This window comes from Pseudomonas sp. B6001 (assembly GCF_013386015.1).
Classification (GTDB): Bacteria; Pseudomonadota; Gammaproteobacteria; order Pseudomonadales; family Pseudomonadaceae; genus Aquipseudomonas.
This window is the reverse complement of record NZ_JACAOX010000014.1, coordinates 90,442-113,106: the sequence shown is the minus strand read 5'-3', so window position 1 is coordinate 113,106 and position 22,665 is coordinate 90,442. Positions and strand designations below refer to the sequence as shown.

At 62.3% G+C, this 22,665-nt stretch carries 18 protein-coding genes; 15 read left to right on the top strand and 3 right to left on the bottom strand.

The window, feature by feature from the left end:
* Positions 1–12 precede the first annotated feature (12 nt).
* The 14 genes from tssC to HX821_RS15620 are packed head-to-tail and all read left to right on the top strand — an operon-like array spanning position 13 to position 17,805.
* Positions 13–1,488, top strand: a complete 1,476-nt coding sequence (gene tssC, locus HX821_RS15685) for a type VI secretion system contractile sheath large subunit (protein WP_003208039.1) — start codon at positions 13–15, stop codon at positions 1,486–1,488.
* Positions 1,485–1,910 carry a type VI secretion system baseplate subunit TssE gene (tssE, locus tag HX821_RS15680; RefSeq protein WP_102604773.1) on the top strand — a complete coding sequence of 142 codons (426 nt, stop codon included), beginning with the start codon at positions 1,485–1,487 and terminating at the stop codon, positions 1,908–1,910. Before tssC ends, tssE begins: the two co-directional genes overlap by 4 nt.
* The gene (gene tssF / locus HX821_RS15675; protein WP_177036012.1) at positions 1,900–3,675 is read left to right on the top strand and encodes a type VI secretion system baseplate subunit TssF; all 1,776 of its coding nucleotides are present in this window, start codon (positions 1,900–1,902) and stop codon (positions 3,673–3,675) included. The genes tssE and tssF overlap by 11 nt, the downstream gene beginning before the upstream one ends.
* A complete protein-coding gene (gene tssG / locus HX821_RS15670; RefSeq protein ID WP_177036011.1) occupies positions 3,639–4,646 on the top strand; it encodes a type VI secretion system baseplate subunit TssG in 1,008 nt (335 codons plus the stop codon). The genes tssF and tssG overlap by 37 nt, the downstream gene beginning before the upstream one ends.
* Positions 4,647–4,658: 12 nt before the next feature.
* Positions 4,659–7,223 (top strand): type VI secretion system ATPase TssH, encoded by a 2,565-nt coding sequence (gene tssH / locus HX821_RS15665; protein ID WP_177036010.1) that lies wholly within the window; start codon positions 4,659–4,661, stop codon positions 7,221–7,223.
* Positions 7,223–8,755, top strand: a complete 1,533-nt coding sequence (locus HX821_RS15660) for a sigma-54-dependent Fis family transcriptional regulator (RefSeq protein WP_177036009.1) — start codon at positions 7,223–7,225, stop codon at positions 8,753–8,755. Before tssH ends, HX821_RS15660 begins: the two co-directional genes overlap by 1 nt.
* 33 nt (positions 8,756–8,788) lie before the next feature.
* Positions 8,789–8,920, top strand: a complete 132-nt coding sequence (locus tag HX821_RS15655) for a hypothetical protein (RefSeq protein ID WP_003208049.1) — start codon at positions 8,789–8,791, stop codon at positions 8,918–8,920.
* Positions 8,921–8,938: 18 nt separating this feature from the next.
* Positions 8,939–10,120 (top strand): type VI secretion system-associated FHA domain protein TagH, encoded by a 1,182-nt coding sequence (gene tagH / locus HX821_RS15650; protein WP_177036008.1) that lies wholly within the window; start codon positions 8,939–8,941, stop codon positions 10,118–10,120.
* Positions 10,121–10,125: 5 nt separating this feature from the next.
* Positions 10,126–10,608 carry a type VI secretion system lipoprotein TssJ gene (gene tssJ / locus HX821_RS15645; RefSeq protein WP_023658927.1) on the top strand — a complete coding sequence of 161 codons (483 nt, stop codon included), beginning with the start codon at positions 10,126–10,128 and terminating at the stop codon, positions 10,606–10,608.
* A 1-nt stretch (position 10,609) separates the two neighbouring features.
* Positions 10,610–11,938, top strand: coding sequence for a type VI secretion system baseplate subunit TssK (tssK, locus tag HX821_RS15640; RefSeq protein ID WP_134326852.1), 1,329 nt, complete (start codon positions 10,610–10,612; stop codon positions 11,936–11,938).
* A gap of 4 nt (positions 11,939–11,942) precedes the next feature.
* The gene (icmH, locus tag HX821_RS15635) at positions 11,943–12,803 is read left to right on the top strand and encodes a type IVB secretion system protein IcmH/DotU (RefSeq protein WP_177036007.1); all 861 of its coding nucleotides are present in this window, start codon (positions 11,943–11,945) and stop codon (positions 12,801–12,803) included.
* Positions 12,804–12,818: 15 nt separating this feature from the next.
* Positions 12,819–16,205 (top strand): type VI secretion system membrane subunit TssM, encoded by a 3,387-nt coding sequence (gene tssM / locus HX821_RS15630; RefSeq protein ID WP_177036006.1) that lies wholly within the window; start codon positions 12,819–12,821, stop codon positions 16,203–16,205.
* Positions 16,202–16,939 carry a PP2C family serine/threonine-protein phosphatase gene (locus HX821_RS15625; RefSeq protein ID WP_177036005.1) on the top strand — a complete coding sequence of 246 codons (738 nt, stop codon included), beginning with the start codon at positions 16,202–16,204 and terminating at the stop codon, positions 16,937–16,939. The genes tssM and HX821_RS15625 overlap by 4 nt, the downstream gene beginning before the upstream one ends.
* Complete coding sequence (locus tag HX821_RS15620) at positions 16,927–17,805, top strand: serine/threonine-protein kinase (protein WP_177036004.1); 879 nt, start codon at positions 16,927–16,929, stop codon at positions 17,803–17,805. The genes HX821_RS15625 and HX821_RS15620 overlap by 13 nt, the downstream gene beginning before the upstream one ends.
* Here the strand turns inward: HX821_RS15620 and HX821_RS15615 are convergent.
* Both HX821_RS15615 and HX821_RS15610 read right to left on the bottom strand, forming a co-directional pair.
* Positions 17,802–18,131 carry a DUF6388 family protein gene (locus HX821_RS15615; RefSeq protein ID WP_087694170.1) on the bottom strand — a complete coding sequence of 110 codons (330 nt, stop codon included), beginning with the start codon at positions 18,129–18,131 and terminating at the stop codon, positions 17,802–17,804. The two genes, HX821_RS15620 and HX821_RS15615, sit on opposite strands and share 4 nt — an antisense overlap.
* A 27-nt stretch (positions 18,132–18,158) precedes the next feature.
* The gene (locus HX821_RS15610; RefSeq protein WP_371316162.1) at positions 18,159–19,454 is read right to left on the bottom strand and encodes a serine hydrolase domain-containing protein; all 1,296 of its coding nucleotides are present in this window, start codon (positions 19,452–19,454) and stop codon (positions 18,159–18,161) included.
* A gap of 254 nt (positions 19,455–19,708) precedes the next feature.
* Here HX821_RS15610 and HX821_RS15605 point away from each other — a divergent pair, with 254 nt between their 5' ends.
* The gene (locus HX821_RS15605) at positions 19,709–21,802 is read left to right on the top strand and encodes an EAL domain-containing protein (RefSeq protein ID WP_102604784.1); all 2,094 of its coding nucleotides are present in this window, start codon (positions 19,709–19,711) and stop codon (positions 21,800–21,802) included.
* Here the strand turns inward: HX821_RS15605 and HX821_RS15600 are convergent.
* A complete protein-coding gene (locus HX821_RS15600; RefSeq protein WP_177036002.1) occupies positions 21,780–22,646 on the bottom strand; it encodes a LysR family transcriptional regulator in 867 nt (288 codons plus the stop codon). The genes HX821_RS15605 and HX821_RS15600 overlap by 23 nt on opposite strands.
* Between the last annotated feature and the right edge of the window lie 19 nt (positions 22,647–22,665).

The window sequence follows — 22,665 nt, the reverse complement described above, 5'->3', positions numbered from 1 at the left end:
GACACTGACACCATGACTACCAGCCAAAGCCCGTCGCATGCGCCCATCACGGATGAGTACAGCATTCTCGACAACATCATTGCCCAGACCCGCCTCAGCGCCGACGACGAGGCCTACAGTATTGCAAAGCGCGGAGTCTCGGCATTTATCGAGGAGCTGATCAAGCCGCAAAACAAGGGCGAGCCGGTCAAGAAGCGCCTGGTTGACCGGATGATTGCCGAGATTGACGCAAGGCTCAGCCAGCAAATGGATGAAATCCTGCACCATCCCGACTTCCAGGCACTGGAGTCTTCCTGGCGTGGCCTGCAGTTGCTGGTTGATCGCACCAATTTTCGTGAAAACATCAAGATCGAACTGCTCAGCGTCTCCCGCCAGGACCTGCTGGATGACTTCGAGGACTCACCGGAGGTGACTCAGTCCGGACTCTACAAGCACATCTACAGTGCCGAATACGGTCAGTTCGGCGGCCAGCCCGTAGGGGCAATCATCGCCAATTATTTCCTTTCCCCCAGTGCTCCCGATGTCAGGCTGATGCAGTATGTTTCCAGCGTGGCCTGCATGGCCCATGCACCGTTCATTGCGGCGGCCGGCCCTGGCTTCTTCGGCCTGGAGAGCTTTACCGGCCTGCCTGACCTCAAGGACCTGAAGGACCATTTTGAAGGGCCGCAGTTTGCCAAATGGCAGAGTTTTCGCCAGAGCGAAGATGCCCGCTACATCGGCCTCACCGTACCGCGCTTTCTATTGCGTACGCCGTACGATCCCGTTGATTGCCCGGTCAAGACGTTCGCCTACCAGGAACATGTGGCCAGCAGCCACGAACACTATCTGTGGGGTAATACGGCCTATGCCTTTGCTACCCGCTTGACGGACAGTTTCGCCCGGTATCGCTGGTGCCCGAACATTATCGGCCCGCAGAGTGGTGGTGCAGTGGAGGACTTGCCGCTGCATCACTTTCACAGCATGGGCGAGATCGAAACCAAGATTCCTACCGAGGTGCTGGTATCCGACCGACGCGAATACGAGCTGGCGCAAGAGGGCTTCATTGCCCTGACCATGCGCAAGGGCAGTGACAATGCAGCGTTCTTTTCCGCCAGTTCGGTGCAAAAACCCAAGTCTTTTGGAATCAGTGCCGAAGGCAAGGCTGCCGAGCTGAATTACCGGCTCGGTACCCAATTGCCGTACATGATGATCGTCAATCGCCTGGCCCACTATCTCAAGGTCCTGCAGCGAGAACAGCTGGGGTCGTGGAAGGAGCGCACCGACCTTGAGCTGGAACTCAACAAATGGATTCGCCAATACGTCGCCGACCAGGACAACCCCAGCACCGAAGTGCGTGGACGGCGCCCGCTTCGGGCTGCGCGCATTGTTGTCAGTGATGTCGACGGGGAGCCCGGCTGGTATCGCGTCAACCTGAGCGTTCGCCCGCACTTCAAGTACATGGGGGCAGACTTCACTCTGTCGCTCGTCGGCAAGCTCGATAAAGAATGAGCCGCCGCCACGTGATTACCCAAAACCGCAGCCTTTTCGAGCGCCTGGAGTCCGGCGTGGGGCGCAGCCCGCAAGGTTGCGTCGTGGAATCCGTGGCGGGTCATCTGGCGAAAATGCTCAGCACCCGTGCGGGCAGTGTCCAGACGCTACCTGATTACGGGTTACCTGATCTGAATGACATGCGCCTCAGCCTGCATGACGCGTTGAGCCAGGCTCGGTTCCTGATTGAGCGCTTTATCCAGGCCTACGAACCCCGTCTGAAGGATGTCCGTGTCAAGGCATTGCCTCAGGACCGTGACCCGATGGTGCTGGCTTTTTCCATCGAGGGGGCCATGGAAGTCAATGGCATGACGCAAGCGGTCGCCTTTTGCGCCAGCCTGGCTCACGGCGCACGGGTCGAGGTCAAACCGGATGTCGTTTAACCGCTACTACCAGGGCGAGCTGAGCGCACTGCGACAGTTGGGGCGACGCTTCTGCGAGCGCAACCCGGCACTCGCGCCGTTTCTTGGGGACGCTGGCCAGGACCCGGACGTAGAACGGTTGCTTGAGGGTTTTGCATTCCTCACCGGTCGCCTGCGGCAGAAGCTTGATGATCAATTGCCGGAGTTGAGTCACTCGTTGATGCATCTGCTGTGGCCCAACTATATGCGGCCGCTGCCGTCGTTCAGCATGCTGCAGTTTGATCCGCTCAAGCGCACAGGGCCGGCCATCAGGGTCGAGCGGGATACACCGGTGGAAAGCATTGCGATCGACGGTGAACGCTGCCGTTTTCGTACCTGTTACCCGACGCAGGTCTTGCCGCTGCAACTGGCCGCCATGGAGTACTCGGTACAGGGTGAGGGCGCTTTGCTCTGCCTGCGTCTGGAGATGACGGCCGAGGGCAACTTCAGTGAGCTGGAACTGAACTGCCTGCGTTTGCATCTCGCGGGGGAGCAGCCCGTCAGCCAGGCGCTTTACCTGGGGCTTTTGCGTCACCTGGACGGGTTCGAGTTGCAGCCTTTCGGGCGCGACGGGCTGCCGGTCATCGGCGCCGACGGCGAGCCTGTTTCATTGCGTCTGTCCAGCAACGATATCAGTCCTGTGGGCTTTTCCGAGGATGAGGCACTGATCCCTTATCCGTTGAATACCTTTCGTGGCTATCGCCATTTGCAGGAGTACTTCGCCTTTCCCGACAAATACCTGTTTGTCGATGTGAGTGGCCTTGGCGCGCTGAGCAGGTTGCCTATTGACGTACTCAAGCAGGTACATGGCGTGACGTTACGCTTCGACATGCGTGGCCGTTGTATTGAGCGAATGGCGCCTACCCTGGACAACGTGAAGCTGTACTGCACGCCCATCGTCAATCTGTTCAAGCACGACGGCGTACCGATTCGCCTGGACGGCAAGCAGGACGAATACCTGTTGTTGCCTGGCGAATACGCCAGGGGGAACTGCGGTGTATTTTCCGTCGACAAGGTCACGGGATGGCGGCCGGGAGGCCTCGGGTACCAGGAATATGTACCGTTCGAATCGTTTGAGCACGATTTTGGCAGCGCCGCGCCCAGCTATGGCGTTCGCCAGCGGCCATCCCTGCAACATGCCGGCCTGGATACCTGGCTGAGTTTCGACCGGTGTCCAGTGCATGAACAGGAAACCCTGTCGATTGAACTGACCTGCACCAACCACAACCTGCCATGCCTGCTGCAGGTGGGCGATATCAATCAGGCGTGCGAACAGACGCCCGAGTTTCTCTCGTTTCGCAACATCACCGCGGCAACCCCCAGCTTTGCGCCACCCCTGGACAGCGACTTCCTGTGGCGACTGATCAGCAATATGTCGCTCAACTATCTGTCATTGACCGATATCAACGCCTTGAGGGTGATCCTCGAAACCTACGACCTGCCGCGTTATCACGACCGCCAGGTGGAAAAGGTCAGCAGGCGAAGGCTGGGCGCCCTCCGTTCGATCAGTCACCAGCCCGTAGACCGGCTGCACCGAGGCCTGCCATTTCGCGGCTTGCGGGTTGACCTCACCATCGATCCTGAAGGCTACCTGGGGGAGGGCGACGTGTTCGTCTTTGCCTCGGTGCTCAACGAGTTCTTCGCGCTTTACGCCAGCCTCAACTCGTACCACGAACTGCGAGTCATCAGCACACAAGGAGACGTGTACCTATGGCCACCCCGGATGGGTCAGCAACCCCTGCTTTAACCGCACTGTCCCGAGTGATTCGCGAGTACTCGGTGTTTCAGGCGGTTGCGCAGATTATCGAGCGCCTGCGCGAGGCGCATCCCTCGCTGGACGATGAGGCGCTTTACGATCAATTGGAGTTCCAGGCCAACCCAGGCTTTGGCTTTCCCGGCAACGACATTGATCGTGTGGAGTTTTTTGTCGAGCACGGCCATTTGCGGGCACGGCTTCGCCTCAATGTGCTGGGCCTGTTTGGTACAGGGTCACCGCTGCCGGCGTTCTATGGCGAGCAAGCCTTTGCCGAGGTAGCGGGCGGTAATCCGACGCGGGAATTTCTTGATCTTTTTCACCATCGCCTGCACCGGCTGATAGTGCCGATCTGGCGAAAATATCGTTATCAGGCGAGTTTTCAAACGGGCGCCCGCGATCCCTTTTCCGAGCAGATGTTTGCATGGGTGGGCCTGGGTGGCAGCGCGATTCGCAGCGCGGCTCAACTGAACTGGAAACGCCTTTTGCCCTACCTGGGGCTGCTGAGCCTGCGCGTGCACTCCGCCGCGCTGATCGAGACCGTGCTGCGTTATTACTTCAAGCACAACCGGCTGGTCATCGAGCAGTGGGTCGAGCGCAGGGTAGTGATCGACCAGGAGCAGCGCAATGATCTTGGTCGCGCCTATAGCTCGTTGGGTTCGGACCTGGTGCTGGGGGAGTGCCTTATCGACCGCAGTGGCATGTTCAGGGTTCATGTATTGGCACTCGACTGGCAGCGTTTTCACGAGTTTTTGCCCACCGGGGCGGGTTACGAGCCGCTGTGTGCGCTGGTGCGTTTTGCCGCCCGGGACCCCTTGGAATACGACGTGCGACTGGTGTTGGCGGCGGGCGAGGTCCGGCCGTTGCACCTTGGCGAGCACAACGTCTGCCGCCTGGGCTGGACCAGTTGGCTGGGGCATGAGCGGGCAGACGGCGTGGTCATCCTGGCCAGTAAAAATCATTAGGGATTGATGGATATGATGAATGTGGATCTGCAACAACTTATCCAGGCATTGACGGCGTCCACACGGCGCGACCTGGAACGCAGCGCCGAGCGTTGTGTCACCCGGGGCGGCGGCGAGGTGCTGGTGGAAGACTTGCTGCTGACGCTCCTGGAGCATCCCGAGGGTGTTCTTATGCGAGCGCTGCAGGATGCGGGCGTGGATGCCGGGGAATTGCAGGCCGTGCTGCAACCTCGGGTCGACCAGAGCGCGTCCCGCAATCCGGTGTTTTCGCCCGCCCTGGTGCAATGGCTGCAGCAGGCGTTGCTGGTTGCCCATCTGGAGCTGGGCCGACGGGAAGTGGACCATGGCGCCTTGCTGCTCGCCTTGTTGCGCAACCCGATGCAGCACGCTGGCAGCCGTTACCAGGCGGTGATGAGCACGCTTGATGCACCGCGTGTGCTCGGATTTCTCTTGAGTGAAAACGCGCAGGCGGCTCCAGCTGAGGCGGGGCGTTCCTTGCTGGAGCGCTTTACCCATGACCTGACTCGCCAGGCCCGGGACGGGAAACTCGACCCCGTGCTCTGTCGCGATAACGAAGTCCGGCAAATGATCGATACGCTCGCGCGGCGGCGCAAGAACAACCCCATTCTGGTGGGCGAGGCGGGTGTCGGGAAAACCGCGATAGTCGAGGGCCTGGCCCTGCGGATCGTCAGCGCGCAAGTGCCAGAGGTGCTCAGGAAGGTGCGCCTGCTGACCCTGGACATGGGCCTGCTGCAAGCCGGTGCCAGTATCAAGGGTGAGTTCGAGCGCCGCCTCAAAGGCTTGATCGATGAGGTCAACGCCTCGCCGCAACCGGTCATCCTGTTCATCGATGAGGCTCATACCCTGGTCGGCGCAGGCGGCTCGGCCGGCAGCTCCGATGCCGCCAACCTGCTCAAGCCAGCGCTGGCACGAGGTGAGTTGCGTACCATCGCCGCGACGACCTGGTCGGAGTACAAGAAGTACTTCGAGAAAGACCCGGCGTTGGCGCGGCGTTTTCAGCCGGTGCAGGTGCACGAGCCGACGGTTGACGATGCCGTGACGATTTTGCGTGGGTTGGTCCCGGTGTATGAGGCCAGCCACGGAGTCTACGTGCGCGATGACGCCGTGGTCGCCGCCGCGCAGTTGAGTGCCCGCTACCTGGCCGGCTGCCAGTTGCCGGACAAGGCTGTGGACGTGCTGGACACCGCTTGTGCCCGGGTGCGGATCAGCCTGGTCACGGCGCCGGACGAACTGCAGCAGTTGCGCGCCGAACTGGCCGAGGGCACGCGCCAGCAACGTGCCGTGCGCAGGGATGCCGACGCGGGGTTGGCCATCGATGAACAGGTGCTGCAGCACCTCACCCGGAGACTGGATGAAGTAGAAGTTGCACAGTTCCAGCTTGAACAACGCTGGACCTACCAGCGCGAACTGGCCGAGAAGGTACTCTCGCTGCGCCAGCAACTGGCCGACGCCGGTAACCTTGGCGAAAGCACTGAGGCTCTCGCTCCGCTCCTGGCCCAGAACCATCAGGCGTTGCAGGCCATACAGCACGAACAGCGATTGGTCAGCTTCGAAGTATGCCCACGGTTGGTGGCACAGGTTATCAGCGCCTGGACGGGTATTCCCCTGGAGCAGCTTGCCCGCGAACACAGCGCGAAGGTCCTGAACTTTGCGGATGATCTGCGTGGTCGCATCCTCGGCCAGGAAGGTGCCGTGCAGGTCCTGGACCGTTGCCTGCGGGCTGTCGCGGCCGGCGTGAACAGGCCTGATGCCCCCGTGGGGGTATTTCTGTTGGTGGGCCCCAGTGGTGTCGGCAAAACTGAAACAGCCCACGCCCTGGCCGACCTGTTGTATGGCGGCGAGCGCTTTGTCACCACGATCAACATGTCTGAATACCAGGAGAAACACTCACTGTCCCGGCTGATCGGCGCACCACCGGGTTATGTCGGTTACGGGGAGGGCGGGGTGCTGACTGAGGCGGTGCGGCAAAAGCCCTATTCAGTGGTGCTGCTCGATGAGGTGGAAAAGGCCGATCCGGATGTGCTGAACCTGTTTTACCAGGTGTTCGACAAAGGGGTAGCCAATGATGGAGAAGGACGTGAAATCGACTTTCGCAATACCCTGATCCTGATGACTTCCAACCTGGGCAGCGATCTTGTCACCGGGCTGTGCGCCGACGGTCAACGACCGGCTGTCGAAGTACTGCATGCCGCGATCCTGCCGGTACTGACAGCTCATTTCAAGCCGGCGCTGCTGGCCCGTATGCGAGTCGTGCCGTATTACCCGGTGGCAGGCGCGGTGCTGCACCAACTGATTGAACACAAACTTCAGCGCCTGGGCCAGCGTCTGCTTCAGCGCAAGCTCGCATTCACTCACGCAGGGGATCTTGTCGCACACATGGCCGAGCACTGTAGCCACAGTGGGAGTGGCGCGCGGTTTGTCGACCAATGGATCGAGGAAAACCTGTTGCCGCAGGTGGTGGATCGCCTGCTGGATGCGATGGCCGTTGGCAAGTCCCTGCAGTTCGCCCATGCCAGGCTGGATGCCAATGGCACCGTAATCTGTGAGTTCAGCTGATGGCGGACAATCCGTTTACCCAGTTGCCAAGCCCGCTGGACTACGCCGCTGCCTTGTTGGGATGGTTTACCCGGTTGGGCGTCAATAGTGACGAATCGACATTGGCCGATGACTTTGCGGCAGGCGCCGCGCAACTGAGCGGCTGCGAGCTTGGCCAGTTGTACCTGCTCGACCAGGCCACCGGCCGCCTCGAACTGGCTGCCCAGTATTTGCCGGGCCTGTCGCCGCCAGGGGCGGTTGTGAGCTCGGGCGCGGATTTGCGGAACGAGCAACTGTTGCAGTACGTGCTGCAACAGAACCGGGTGTTTAACCTCACCGAGGCAGGCAGCAGTGTGTATGACACGGGGTTTCTGCCTGCGGGCGCGGCGTCCTGGCAATCACTCCTGTGCGTGCCGTTACCGGGGCCGAGCAAGCAGGTATCCGGGATGGTGTTGTGTGCCAGCCTGCGAGCGACGGAGCTGGCTGGCTATGGTGCGTCCCTGGGCCAATTGGGCAGTTTTGTCTTGAGCCAGTTGGCCCTGTTGCGGCGAATGCGCCGGACTCCCGGTACGTTGAAGGTGGTTCGCAGCACCCGCAGCACCAGCGCCTACGGCTTGATCGGAAACAGCACGGCCATGGACGAGACGTGCCGCCTGATCGGCAAGGTGGTGCATAGCCCCTACACCGTGCTGCTCCGGGGCGAGACCGGCACCGGTAAAGAGGTGGTCGCCCGGGCCATTCATGCCGCCGGCCCGCGCAGCAGCAAGGCATTTGTGGTGCAAAACTGCGCAGCGTTTCCCGAAGGCTTGCTCGAAAGTGAGTTGTTCGGTTACCGCAAAGGCGCGTTCACCGGGGCCGAAAGAGACCATGCCGGCCTGTTTGACACCGCCCACGGCGGCACGCTGCTGCTCGACGAAATCGGTGATATGCCGCTCTCACTGCAGGCCAAGTTGTTGCGGGTCCTGCAGGAGGGCGAGATTCGGCCGTTGGGTGCCAACACGTCCCACAAGGTCGACGTGCGAATCGTCGCGGCGACCCACCGGGACCTCACCAGCATGGTGGCTGAAGGAAGCTTTCGCGAGGACCTTTATTACCGGCTGGCGCAGTTTCCTATCGAGTTGCCGGCGCTGCGCCAGCGGGACGGGGACGTGCTGCAACTGGCCCGGCATTTCGCCGACAAGGCCTGTGCACTGTTGGGGCGAGCCACGGTGGGCTGGTCGAGTGCGGCCCTGGATCAACTGTCCAGCCACCACTTTCCCGGCAACGTTCGTGAGCTCAAATGCATGGTGGAGCGGGCGGTGCTGCTGTGCGACGACGAGGTGATCCTGCCTGCGCATTTATCGCTGCCATCAACCCTGTCCGCGCCCGCTGTCGACGCAACGCTGCGCCAGCGCATGGAGCGAGTCGAGCGGGTAGTGCTGATCGACTGCCTGCGCAAGAACCGTGGCAATCGAACCCGCACCGCCCGTGAACTGGGCCTCGCCCGGCGCACGTTGTTATACCGCCTTGCACGCCTGGACATTCCGTTTGGCGAAGTCCAGGGAGAGTGCTGAATGGCACACCCTTTCAATTCCGGGAGATACCTGATGCCTGTTAGTCAGTGGCAAGCCCTGGTGCTTGTGTTGTTTTTGCTGAGTGGCTGTAACACCAATCATGTCTTTGACGACGATGACTACCGTCCGCTGGGTGATCCGCGGTCCACCGGTCGTGGCCTGTGAGCGCGGAGGAGTCCTGCCATGCAGCTAGTGTTTGAGGTGTGCCCTGCGGAGCCAGCAGAGTCCGCGCCGGCGCTGCGCAAAGTCTTTGACGGAGTGGGGGGCGTCATCGGCCGGGGGGCCGGTTGCGACTGGACCCTGCCTGACACCAGTCGCCAGGTTTCCGGTCGTCACGCGGTGATCAGTTATCGTGACGGCCGGTATTTCCTGACGGATATCAGCAGCAATGGAACCCGCCTGGCAGGCAGCAGTGAGCGTCTGCATGAGGGGCAGCAGCAACCGATAGATGACGGCGCGGTATTTCAGCTGGGGCCGCTGAGTATTCGCGCACGACTGGTCAGCCCACCGCTGGGACAGGGCCAGGACGGATTACACAGGCTGATTCCCGATGATGCATTCCTTGAGCTGGACCCACTGCGGGCACTGGCCAGCGAACTGCAGCGCGAGGACGGGTCGCAAGAGCTGGCGGCCCTGAACATGACCACCTACGAGACATTGCGCTGGACGGACCACGCGGCGGCGGACCGGGATCACCTGACGGTTCCCGAGCTTGTGAAGCCTGCGCGCCAGGTTGCCCCAAGTCCGCAATCGCCCGTTCCAGGTCACGGCTCAGGGCCATTCTGGTTGGGGTTTGCGCAGGCACTCGGTATTGATCTGGGCGACCTCGATGAGTCGGCAAGAGAAGTCCTGGCGATCAAGGCCGCGAGCTTGCTCCGGCAAATGACTGAAGGGTTGCAACAGAGCCTGGGCACCCGTAACGAGCTCAGGCAAGAGCTGAAACTGGCACTCACCCAGACGCCGCTCCAAAGCCCCAACCCACTTAGAGACAGCGCAGACGCCAGTGCGGCCTTGGGGTCGCTGCTGGGTGTCGGGCAGCTGGGGCAGGTTTCCGCCGAGATGCTTGTCATGCGGGCGTACCGCGACATGCAGGCTCACGAGGTGGCCTTGCTGGCGGCCTGCCGCGCGGCAGTACGCGGCGCTCTGGCAGCCTTTGCGCCCGGCCATTTGCTGCTGTGCTTCGAACGCCAGGCAAGGCCGCCGCTGATTCCCCGGTGTGGCGCCCGCTGGCGCGCGTACCAGCGCCATTACCAGGCACTGATCGAGGACGAGCACTTGAGCGAGCGCCTGCTGGGCAGCGACTTCGCCAAGGCGTACGAGGAACAGATTCGTCTGATCTCAACCCTTCACCGTTATCCAGGATGATCTTCATGTCCCGAGTCACCGTTGCATTGTTGTGCGCTGTAATGGGTTTGCTGGGTGGTTGCTCCCTGTCGCCCTTTTCGAAGTTGACCAAGCTGGACCTGACACTGACCGCCAGCGAACGGGTCAACCCTGATCTCCATGGTCGCCCGTCGCCGATCGTGGTGCACCTGATGGAGCTTCGACACCCCGTGGCTTTTGAAAATGCGGACTTTTTCAGCCTTTATGCTCATGCCGAGCACACGTTGCCCAAGGACCTGGTGAACCTCGAAGAGCTGGAGTTGCGCCCCGGCGATCACTCCACGCTCAAACTCAGTCTTGAGCCAGGCAGTCGTTATGTCGGCGTGCTGGCGGCGTACCGTGATTTGCCTCACTCGCAATGGCGCTATGTGTTGCCGGTGACCGCGCAGCGATTGACCGGCGCTGAACTGATCCTTGATCAGGCCGGCATTCGGTTGGTCAACCCGCAACCCGCGAAGGCGGGCGACTGACATGTACAGCCAAAAAGTCATCTGGCAGGAAGGCATGTTGCTGCGCCCTCAGCATTTCCAGCAAAACGATCGGTACCACGATCAGCAACTCACGCGCCGCACCCAGCTGTTGTGCCGTCACGCCTGGGGCTTCCTGGCCCTGGAAATCGATGTGCAATACCTCAATATGGGCAAGGTCGTTATCAGCCAGGCCAGCGGCATATTGCCGGATGGCAGCCTGTTCGAGCTGGGCGGCGCGATGGAGTCGCTGGTGCTGGAGGTTCCGGTAAATACCGGGAAGCAGTCGATCTACCTGGCCTTGCCGCTGGCCACAGGTAACTGTGTTGAAGCCCGTCGACCCGAGCAGATTGATGTGTTGGCGCGCTACAAGACTCTTGCGGTAGACGTCAGCGACTCCAACGCCGGGGAAGAAGCTCGTCGTCAGGTCAATTGCGGGCAGCTGGATTTTCGCCTGTTGCTGGGGGAGCAACACAGCGACCCGCACTACGTGAAGCTCAAGGTTGCCCAGGTGCTCAGTTGCACCGAGGAGGGCGTCAGCCTGGACCCCGATTTTATCCCGAGCTTCATTCACCTGCATGGCTCCGGCTACCTGCTGTCTTGCCTCAAGGAAGTGATCAGCCTGCTCGCTTACCGGGGGGATGCCATCGCCGAGCGGATTCGCGCCAACGGTACCGCCGCCGGCGCGGAGGTTGGCGACTTCCTGATGTTGCAATTGATCAATCGCACCGAACTGGTCTTGCGTCACTACCTGGGCCTGAGCCAGGTCAGCCCTGAAACGCTGTATCGAACATTGCTGTCGATCCTGGGTGAACTCGCGACGTTTGCCAGCGACAGCAAGCGTGCGCACTTCGAGGGGCATTACCGGCACAGCGACCAGGGCGCCAGCTTTCGTGGATTGATGGAGCCGATTCGCAGCCTGCTGTCGATGGTGCTTGAGCAGCATGCCATTGAGCTGGCGCTGCAGCCTCGCCAGTACGGGGTGCTGGTGTGCCCGGTGAGCGATCTCAACCTGCTGGGTTCGGCGACCTTCATTCTGGCCGCCAGCGCCCATTGTGACGCCGAGGAGCTTCGACACCGGCTTCCGGCGCACCTCAAGGTCGGCCCTGTGGAGCGGATTCGCGAGTTGGTCAACCTGCAGTTGGCGGGCATCAAGGTCAAGCCGCTGCCGGTGGCTCCCCGGCAGATACCGTTTCATGCCGCCAACACCTATTTCATGCTTGAACTCGGTGCCCGGGACATTGAGCAGTTGAAGCAGTCGGGAGGATTTGCCTTCCACGTCAGCGGTGAATTTGCCGAACTGGAACTGAAATTCTGGGCCATCAGGAACTGAGACCATGGACAGGGAATACCCGCAGGACGAGAAAACCGTCCTGCTTGATCGACAGGGACGCGGACCGGCGCAGGGACCGATGACCGACTTCGCATCGCCGCCGCGTTTCGAACAACTGGAAGACCGGATGATCTACGCGGCCCGCTTGCAGGGCGCGGAGCATTTCGACATTGGCCTGAACAGTTTGGTGGCGCCTGCCTGGGAGCTGTTGTCCGAGGTGGTCCGCCTCAAGCGCAGTACCGCCGAGGAAAGCCTGCGCGCCCTGAATGAACGACTCTCGGCGGCAGTCACGCTGTTCGAGACGCGGGCCCGGCATGACGGGGCCCAGGCCAGCGAGGTCATGGCGGCGCGGTATGTGCTGTGCAGCGTGATCGACGAGGCAGTGGTCACCACCTCATGGGGCAGCCAGAGCGATTGGTCGAAGATGAGCCTGCTGAGCAGTTTTCACAACGAAACCTTCGGCGGCGAGAAGTTTTTCCAGTTGCTTGAGCGCATGTCGAGGGACCCCTTCAAGCACCTGGCGATGCTGGAGTTGATGTACCTGTGCCTGTCCCTCGGGTTTGAGGGCAAGTACCGGGTCATGGAGCGTGGGTTGTTGCAGCTTGAACAGGTTCGGGACGCGCTGTATCGGCAGATCCGGCATGTGCGGGGTGATACGCCTGCGGCGTGCGCGCCGTCGCACAGGCCGGAACAGCCGCGCCGGAAACGGCTGAGGGTCGTGTCGCTCACCTGGATTGCAGTGTTTGTCGCCGCCAGCCTGTTGAGCCTGTATGCAGGATTTGCCTGGGTGCTGGGCCAGCAGCGTGAAGCGATGTTGCAACCGTATCAACTCGTGGCGCCGGATATGTTCCGGGCGCCGCTCTAACGCAGGGAGCAACGCATGAACGCATTCTTCAGGAGCGCGGGCGCCGTGCTGGGCAGGGTTTGGGTCTGGAGCCTGCTGCTGGTGCTCGCGGTCGCAATGACCGTGTGGTTCTTCGGGCCACTGCTGGCTGTCGACGACTATCGATTCTGGCAAGCGGCGGCATCGCGCTTGCTGACAATCAGCGGGCTGTTTTTGTTGTGGGGCCTGGCGATGGTGTATGCCAATTGGCGCAGTATGGCCCGGCAATCAACCGTCGATGACGGCGAGCCACGCCCGCGCAAAAGCCAGATTGAAAACGAGCAGCGGCACCTGCGCGGTCGCTTCAAGGACGCTTTGTACACCCTGAAACACTCCCGGATTTATGGTGAACGCAGCCCGCGTTGGCGTAATGCATTGCCCTGGTATTTGCTGATCGGCAAGGAAGGCAGTGGCAAGTCCCGGATGTTGGCCGCCAGTGGCTTGCAGTTGCTCCAGGATCAGGGCGCGTCGGTAGCGACGCAGGGCGGTGCCACGCGGGACTGTGACTGGCATTTCGCCGAGGACGGCGTGTTGCTCGACGTCGCCGGCCGCTACCTTACCCAGCCTGACAGCCAGGTGGATGGCGCGGGTTGGTCGACGCTGCTGGAGCTGCTCAAGGTGCGGCGCCGGACACGCCCGCTCAACGGTGTGGTGGTGGCGCTGTCCACGGACACATTGCTCCATGGCAGCGAGCGTGAGCTGGAGAATGAGGCGCGGGCAGTCCAGAGTCGGTTGCTGGAGATCCGCCGGACGTTGCATGTGGAGGTGCCGATCTACCTGGTGGTGACCCAGGCCGACCGCCTGCCGGGGTTTGCGGAGTTCTTCGACCGGCCGTTGGGCGAAGGCAGTGATGCGGTGTTGGGCGAATCTATCGTCCCAGGCAAAGCGGGTATTGGCATTGCCCAGGTACGACAGGCGTTTGAAGCACTGCTGCAGCGCTTGAGCGGTGAGCTTGTGCAGCGCCTGCACCAGGAACGCAACAGTGATCTGCGCGGACGGATGCTCGACTTCCCCCATCAGGCGGCCCGGATTGGCGAGCGCCTGAGCCTCTATATCGACGTTGCTTTTTGCGGCCCGCGTTATCAGCACACCAACGGCTTTCGTGGTTTCTACTTGACCAGCGCCGACGGTGGCCCACAGGCACTTGAACCACGTGCGTACTTTATCCAGGGCTTGTTCAGCCGGGTGATTCTGGTGCAAGCCGACCTGGCGGACCTCGATAGCCAGGAACGCCGTCGAATCCGCCGGCACCAGGGGGGGCTGGCCCTGGGCGCGCTAGTGGTCGTCGTGGCGGCGGGCTTGCTGTGGACCCACAGTTACTCCTCCAATCATCAACGTCTGGAGCAACTGCAGGCGCTGGCACGACAGCCCGCACCCGTGCAGCCTGGGTCAGACGCTACCCAGGCACTCCTGCCGCTGCTGGACAGCCGCCTGGCGGCCACGCGGATTTTCCCCTTGCCGGGTGAAGCCCGGCTGGTTGAGCGGATGGGGTTGTATCAGGGCAGTATCAGCCGTCCGGTGCTGGAGCAGGCCTACGAGCGTGCCTTGGGGCGGCTGTTGCTGTCCCAGGTCAGCGAGATGCTGCAGGAACGAGTTCGCGGCAGCCTGGAAGATCGTGAGCGGCTGCTGGATAACCTCCGGGCGTACCTGATGCTCAACCTGCGGGAGCGGCGGGATGTCGGCTGGCTGCGTGAGCGGGTGGCGGGGCATTGGTCTGTACGGTTTGCCGGTGAGCCCTCCGTGCAAAACCGGTTGAATGAACATTTCGCGCGCTTGCTTGAGCAGCCGTTCGTGCAGCCGCTCGATGACGAGCTGGTGGCCCGCGCGCGCCACGTGTTGCGCGGCGAATCGCTGGTTGACGTGGTGTACCGGGTGCTGCGCGAACAAGCTCGCGGCCTTGAACCGTTGCGCCTTGCACACGGGCGGGTGTTTGAGGGGGGCGAGCGTTCCATTCCGGGGTTTTATACCCGCACGTACCAGCGGCATTTTGAAGCGCAGGGCGCGCGGCTGGTGAACACCATCGTCCAGGACAACTGGGTGCTGGGAGAGGGCGCCGACCTGAGCGCCATGGATTTGCAACGGTTGATGGTGGAGCTTGAACAACGCTACTTCAGCGAGTATGCCGATGCCTGGAGCGAGGCGCTTGGGCAGGTTGGCCTGCGTGAAACTGAAAACTCCAGGCAAGGCGCCGAACAGCTCGCCAGCTTGACGTCGGCCCAGTCGCCGTTGTTGCAGTTGTTGCAGCAGGTTCGTGACCACACGCGCCTGCCGTCGGCCAGTGAGCGCCTCGACGAGCTGGCTGCCAAGCTGCCTGGACCTGCGGCAGAGCGGTTGCCGACCGCCGCCGGGCTGGTCAATGCCTTGCCCGACAGCGCACGGCGAGCCATGCAGCGCCGCTTCGAGCCCTTGCACCAGTTGCTGGACAGCCAGGAGAACCCGGGGGCCGAGTTGACCGGCGTGTTACAGGCGCTCAACGACTTGCACCTGCAGTTGGCGAGCTTGAATCGCGAAGGCGCGCCGGAGCCGGTCGCGTTCGAGATGGTCAAGCGGCGGATCCAGGGGCAACAGGATGCGCTGAGTAACCTGCGCAACGTGGCCGCTCGTTTGCCGCTGCCGCTGGCGGGCTGGTTCGAAAGCCTGGCCGACGAGCATTGGCGCCTCATGCTCGACCAGGCCTATCGGCATGTGAACCAGCGTTATCAGAGCGAGGTATATGGTTTCTACAGCAGGGCGATCAAGCTGCGTTTCCCGTTCAATGCCCACGCCAGCAGCGACGTTTCCCTCAACGACTTCCAGGAGTTTTTCAAGCCTGAGGGGATCATGGCGCGATTCTTTGACAGCTATCTGAAGCCTTTTGTCAGCGGTGATTCCGGGCGCTACAGGCTGCGTAGCCTGGATGGGCGCAGCTTGCCGATGTCTCGGGCGTTGCTCGACCAGCAGGCGAAGGTGCAGGTGATCAGGCGCGGTTTTTTTGCGGATGAGCCGGGGGACTTGCAGGTTCGTTTCACGCTCGCGCCCTATAGCCTGGACCCGTCGGTGAGTCGCGCGGTCTTGCGTTTGGGTGGTCAGCAGATGGAGTACCGGCACGGGCCGATTGTCCCCATTGCGATGCAATGGCCAGCCGAGGCTGAGAATGGTCGCAGCAGCCTGGTGCTGGAGCGGGGCAGCGAGCGGGCGTTGGGGCTCGAAAAAAATACCGGGGCCTGGTCCCTGTTTCGCTTGTTCGACTTGATGCAGAACGAACCCTCCAGCGGGCAGGATGAGCTGATCCTCAAGGCTGACCTGGCAGGCTTGCGCGCCAACTACCTGCTGACCAGCCGACGCACCCCCAATCCATTTCAGATGGCGCAGTGGCGAACTTTTCGCCTGCCGGAGCAGTTGTGAGCCAACCTCGCGACCGCTGGCACAGCGCCGGTCGCACAGACCGTGGAAAGGTCCGTTTACGCAACGAGGATGCCTTTCTCGATTGCCCCGGGACGGGCTGCTGGGCCGTGGCGGACGGGATGGGCGGGCATCAGGCGGGGGACATCGCCAGCCAGCTGGTGGTCGATGGCCTGGCGTCATTGCCCGGCCAGGGCAGCCTGGATGAACGCGTCGAGGCGACCCGTCGTTGCCTGCAATGGCTCAACCGGCGGCTGGGCGATGAATTGACGCTGGCCTCCCATGGCGCCGAGGCCATCATGGGAAGCACGGTCGTGGCGTTGTTGCTTCAGGGCGATCGCGCTGCGTGTGTCTGGGCCGGTGACAGTCGTTGCTATCTGTGGCGCGGGCAGACGCTGTACCAGCTGTCGCGAGACCATTCGCTGTGTGAGCAATTGATTGACCAGCAGGTGAGCCCGGAACAGGCCAGGGCCCATCCAGACGCACGGGCCTTGACCCGGGCCATCGGCTCGCGGGCACCACTGAGCCCGCAGGTCCTGGAACTCGGTACCTTGGCAGGGGATGTGTTTCTGTTGTGCAGCGACGGCCTGTACCAGGCGCTTAGCCATTCTGAGTTGGGCCAGGCCTTGAGCCAGGGAAACCCGCAACGTGTCCTGGACCAGCTGTTTGCAGGTGTCTTGCGCGGCACGGCCGGCGACAACCTGACCGCTGTGGTGGTGCAGTCATGCGTGACCTGACCCACTTTGCCTTTGCCAAGGCCCCGGTAAACCCACCGCGCGACGGAGCCCCCGAGTTGCTGGCCGGGCGATACCTGATCGAGCGCGTGTTGGGCGCAGGCGGCATGGGCGTGGTCTATCGTGCGCGGGACCTGCTGCACGAACAGTTTGGCGAGCCCTGTTCCAGTGTCGCGATCAAGGTGTTGGGCGAAGCCATTCGCGAATCTGCGGATGCCCACGTGTTGCTGTACAACGAGTTTGCCCTGACCCGCAGCCTGCGGCATGAGCAGGTGGTGCGTGTGTATTCATTTGAAGTGGATGCTCCCGGCCAGATCGCATTCTTTACCATGGAACTGCTCCAGGGCATGACCCTGGACCGGTTGCTGCTGGAGTGCCCCGGCGGTTTACCCTGGCAAGCGCTGCAAGGCATCGCCGTGCAATTGCTCGACGCGTTGCGCCATAGCCATCAGCAGGGTGTGCTGCACGGGGATGTGAAACCCGCCAATGTCATGGTGGGAGACGACGGCTTGCGCTTGTTCGATTTCGGTCTGGGCGAGGCTTGCGGACAGGCCCCGGCGGGTTCTCCAGGCTTGAGTCGCAGCCGCTTCAATGCCTGGACGCCCGCGTACGCCGCGCCGGAGTTGTTGGCTGGCGGAGCACTGTCGGCCAGCGCCGACCTGTATGCAGTGGCCTGTGTGTTGTACGAATTGGCACAAGGCCGGCGCCACGCCAGTGACAGGCCGGCCCGGCCCCGGCAACTGCCTCGCCATTGCTGGCCTGTATTGCGTACCGCGTTGACGGCTGACCCTGAACGCAGGGCCGTTACTCTTGATGAATTACGCGCGGTGCTCGCTGATCGCAGGAAGGGCCTGGGCCGCTGGTTCTAGACGGGCAAGTCGTGCAGCTGGCAATACTCGAACCAACTCAGGCCTGCCATTTGCGCCACCTCCTTGTGCACCTCAAGGCGTTGCGCCTCGAACTCCGCCGGGGAATGCGCCGTCAATTTCAGCGTCAGTTCCCAGGCGAACAAGCCCTGTTGCTCGGCTTCTGCCTCGAAGGCTTCATGCAGGCGCTCGGCGCGGTACTGCTCCATGGTTTCCCCTTTGGCCTGGGCCGCCAGGGGGTTCAATGTATTCAGTTCCGCGGCCAGGGCCGGGTGTTCACTCAAGAATCGGTCCAGGGCTAGCTGGTGGTTTTCGCCGGGTTGGGACAAAGGTTTACTCCACGGTAAGAGAGACGGTCAGTGTGGCTTGGACATTAAAAAAGCCGCCATGGCTGCATAGGCGGGCAAGGTCACCCCATCATTGGCGGCGTTGCCGGCCACCGGGTGGGAGGCATAGCGAACAATCACCATTTCGGCCTTGGGGTCGATGTAGATGCTCTGGCCATGCACCCCGCGGGCCATGAAGGCGCCGTCGGGATTGTGGGTTACCCACCACATGTTGCGATAGCTCCAGCCCTTCAATTGAGCGTAGCCGGCCTGGGCGAACGCCTGCTTGTCGCCGCCCTGGCGAATATCCGTCACCACGTTTTCGGGCACGATCTGCTGGCCATTGAAGCGCCCGCCGTTGCGCAGCATCTCGGCAAACCGGGCCAGGTCCCGCAGCCCGGTGTTCAGGCCGCCACCGGCGAAGGGTGTGCCGATGGAGTCGACGGTGAAGTAGGCGTCCTGTTCGGCGCCAAGCCGACTCCAGATGCGTTCGCTGAGCAGTTGCGCGACGTTGCGCCCGGTCGCGCGGGCAATCACCCAGCCGAGTACGTCGGTATTGACGGTCTTGTAGCCGAAGGCACGCCCGTGTTCGCCACGCTGCTTAACCGTTTGCAGGAACTCGTAGTAGCTGCGCGGCCCGGTGTAGTCCTTGGGTTTGGGCAGCGGGTTGCCGGCCTGGGCGTGGGCCCAGACTTCGGCATTGGGGTCGGCATAATCTTCGCTGTAGTCCAGGGCGGTGGTCATGTCCAGCACCTGGCGCAAGGTGGCGCTGCCAAAGGCCGAACGGCCGAGTTCGGGCACGTAGTCCACGATCTTTTTCTGTGGGTCCAGGGTGCCATCGGCCACCAGCATCGCGCCCAGGGTACCGATCACCGATTTGGTGACCGACATGGCCGCGTGTTGCCCATCCTCCTTGAGCACCCCGAAATAACGCTCATAAACCACCGTGCCGCGATGCATCACCACGATGCCATCGGTGTAGGTGGCGTCCAGGGCCTGGCGCCAGGTCAGCGGCTGGGCTGCACCCACTGGCTGCACGGGGATTGCATCGAGTGCCGGGTCGAGTTTGCGTGGCAATGCCAGCGGTGCGCCGAGCCCGCGGGAGACGTTCACCGTGGGCATCAATTGGCGAAAGTTGGCGACACTCCAGCGCATCGCCGGGAAGCGGAAATAGCTGCCGTCTTCAAAGCGTACGGTGCGGTCGGCCGGCGGCGGTGCGCCGACCATCCATTGCAGCCTGGCCGGGTCGCTGGCCTGGGCATCGGCGAAGGTCGGGGTGGCGGCGCCGGCCAACGGGCTGGTCAGCCCAAGCAGCGCACAGGCCATGAGGGGAGTGAATCGCAGCATCAGTCGAGTCCGTTCGAGGGGTGCGTCGTTTTTTACGACAACCAGTGCGCCAAAGGATGGGCCAACCCGAGCCAATCGACAAGCAGCAAGCCCCTGCGGTGATTCTGAATAAATGCGCCAGGGGCGGCAAAAGCCTTTCGCTTGCGGTGTCAGGGCGTGTAGCGTTACCCCGTGATAAGGCGACAGCCAGGTGTTATTTTGCGACCCTGGCATCAGGGACCGAGGGACAGGTGATGGCGCAAACGCTGTTCAAGCTTTTCTTCACCCAGCGGCTGGCGGCCCTCGCCAGTACCGAGTCGTTGCGGGCCATACGCGAGGGGCTGTTGTGGATCCTGCCGTGCCTGCTGGTATCGGCCGGTTTCCTGATCCTGTCCGAATGCGCCCGAGTGCTGGGTTTCGACCCTCAGGTGGTGGCCTTCCTGGCGGGGTTGCACAACCAGATCAGCTCGGTGATCCCGCTGCTGGTGGCAGCCTCCATCGGTTACATGCTCGCGATCCAGCACCGCCTACCGCAACTCCCGGTAGCGTTCCTGTGCCTGGCCCATGTAGTGATCGCCACGTTTGTGCTGCGGGATTTTCCCCGAGCCTCGGCGACCTTCGTGTTGTTCATCGCCATCGCCTCACCGCTGATCAATGTGCCCGCCATCGCCTGGCTGCATCGGCGTCGCTGGACGCGGTTGATCAACGAAGACCTGGTGGGACACAACCTCAAGGGCACCCTCAATATGGTGGTGCCGGGGGCGATCACGGCGCTCGGGCTGGTGCTCGTGCTGTCGTTGCTGTTGCAGATTCCGCAGGTGGCGCAGCTTCAGGGTCCGCAGGTGCTCGATGCACTGGAGACGCCCTATGGCAGCGGCCTGTTTGTGACCCTGATGAATTCGCTGCTGTGGTTTTTCGGGATCCATGGGGTCTACGCCATGCAGCCATTTTTTGATGTGCTGGACCAGGCGGTCGGGCTAAATAACGCGGCGGTGGCCGCGGGCGAGCCAGTCAAATATCTACTGAATGGCGGCTTGCTGGGCAGTTTCGCGTTTATCGGCGGTTCGGGTGGTGCCCTGTGCCTGCTGCTGGCGATCCTGCTGTTTTCCAAAAGCCGATCCATGCGATTGGTGGCGATGGCGAGCCTGCCGCTGTCGTTGTTCAATGTCAGTGAAGTGCTGTTGTTTGGCTTGCCGATCATTCTTAACCCGCGGCTGTTCATTCCCTTTCTGGTGGTCCCGGCGTTCAACGTGATACTGGCGTTGATGGTGGTGCAGATTGGCTGGGTGTCGCCTGCGGTGGTGAGCGTGCCATTTACCGCGCCGGTGTTGCTCAACGCCTACCTGAGCACCCACGGCGATCTTGCGGCAGTGTTGCTGCAGGTGGTGTTGCTGGGGGTTGGCATGCTGATCTATGCGCCCTATGTGCGCGCGATCAACCGCCAGGCCACGGAGGGCGGCACGGTGTATTTGAAGTCGCTGGACATGACCTTTCGCGGCCTGGAAGAAAAAGGCCGCTTGCTGGAGCTGGACCCGGTGATGGCGTCCCACAAGGCCCAGGCGCGCCAGGTCAGCGAGTTGAGCCATATCCAGCAGATCAGCGACTACGAGTTCTACCTCGAATTCCAGCCGCAGATTTCCACCCGGACCGGGCTATGCACCGGTTGCGAAGCGTTGATGCGGGCCCGGGACGCCGAAGGTACGGTGCATTCACCCTGGGAGTTCCTGCAATGGCTGGCCCATGCCAGGTTGATGCCTGACGTGGATGTGTGGGTGGCATCCCAGGCTGTGCGCCAGTACCAGAAGTGGCAGAAGGTCGGGTTTACCTTGCCGATGACGATCAATATCTCCAGCGCCACGCTGACTACCCCGGCGTATGGTGATCGGCTGGTGGAAATACTGGCCCAGGCCCACGGGCAGGTTTCGGTGGAGATCACTGAGGATGCGCTGGTGGGCGATATCCAGGGCACGCGGCAGATGATCGAGAAGCTCCAGGCGATTGGTGCCAAGGTGTATATCGACGACTTCGGCACCGGATTTTCAGCGCTGAGTTACCTGCACCAGTTCCCCGTAGATTTCATCAAGATCGATCGCAGTTTCGTGGTCGCCCAGCATGATCCAAAGGGCGCCCAGGTGTTGACCGGGATGCTGCGGTTCTGTGAGGCGTTGAACCTCGGGGTGGTGGTGGAGGGCGTGGAAACCGCCGAGCAACTGGCGTTTTTGCAGTCGGGCTCGGAGCTGATCATCCAGGGCTGGTATTTCAGCAAGGCGCTGCCGGGCGATGAACTGGAGCGGTTCGTGCGCGGGCGGTATACCCAGATGCAATCTAACGCTCCAGAACCCCTCTGAAGGTTGCGCTCAACGCCCGCAATGTCTCGCGGGAGCGGCCGTCGCTGATGCGGCTGTGCAGCACGATTTCACTGACGGGCAATGCCGGTAATCCGTACTGTTCGCTGACGTCCACGGCGCCCGCCGGCGCCACTCGCCGGGCCAGCGCCGCCACACCCAGGCCGGCGCTGACTGCCGCACCTACCGCCATTACGCCGCCGCCGACAAACACTTCGGTCCAGTCAATCCGCGCCTCATCCAGCGCGCGCACCGCCAGGTGTCGCACGCCGCAGGGCGAGGCCATGGTTGCCATGCGCAGGGGCGTGCCGGGCGTGTGCTGCCAGGTAGGCGCGGCGAACCAGCCAAAGCGCTCCACCACCAATACCTCACCGTCCTGGCGATCGCCTTCGTTGCGCACGATCACCGCGTCCAGTTCGTTGCGGTCGAACGCCGCCACCAGGTCGCGGGACGAAGCGATCCGCACCTCCAGGATCACCAGCGGGTCATAGGCGGCCAGGCGGCTGAGCCACAGTGGCAGGTCCGGCCCGGCCACGTGGTCGCTGATGCCGATCACCAACCGTCGGGGGGCGCCATTGCCCATGTCACCCAACGCCCGTTCGTGGGCATTGAGCAATGCGCGGGCGGCGACGATGAACTGCTCGCCCTGGGGCGACAGCCGCACATGCCGCGGTGTACGAACCAGCAGGCGATAACCGAGGCGTTCTTCCAGGCGCTTGAGCTTGAGGCTGATGGCTGCCTGCGAGGTGTCCAGTGCCTGGGCCGCGCGGGTGAAACTGGCGAAATCGGCGACCAGGACAAAGGCGTGCACGGTGTTGATATCCAGCGGCTTGAGTGCGTCGATCATTTCAGTTCCTTATCACACC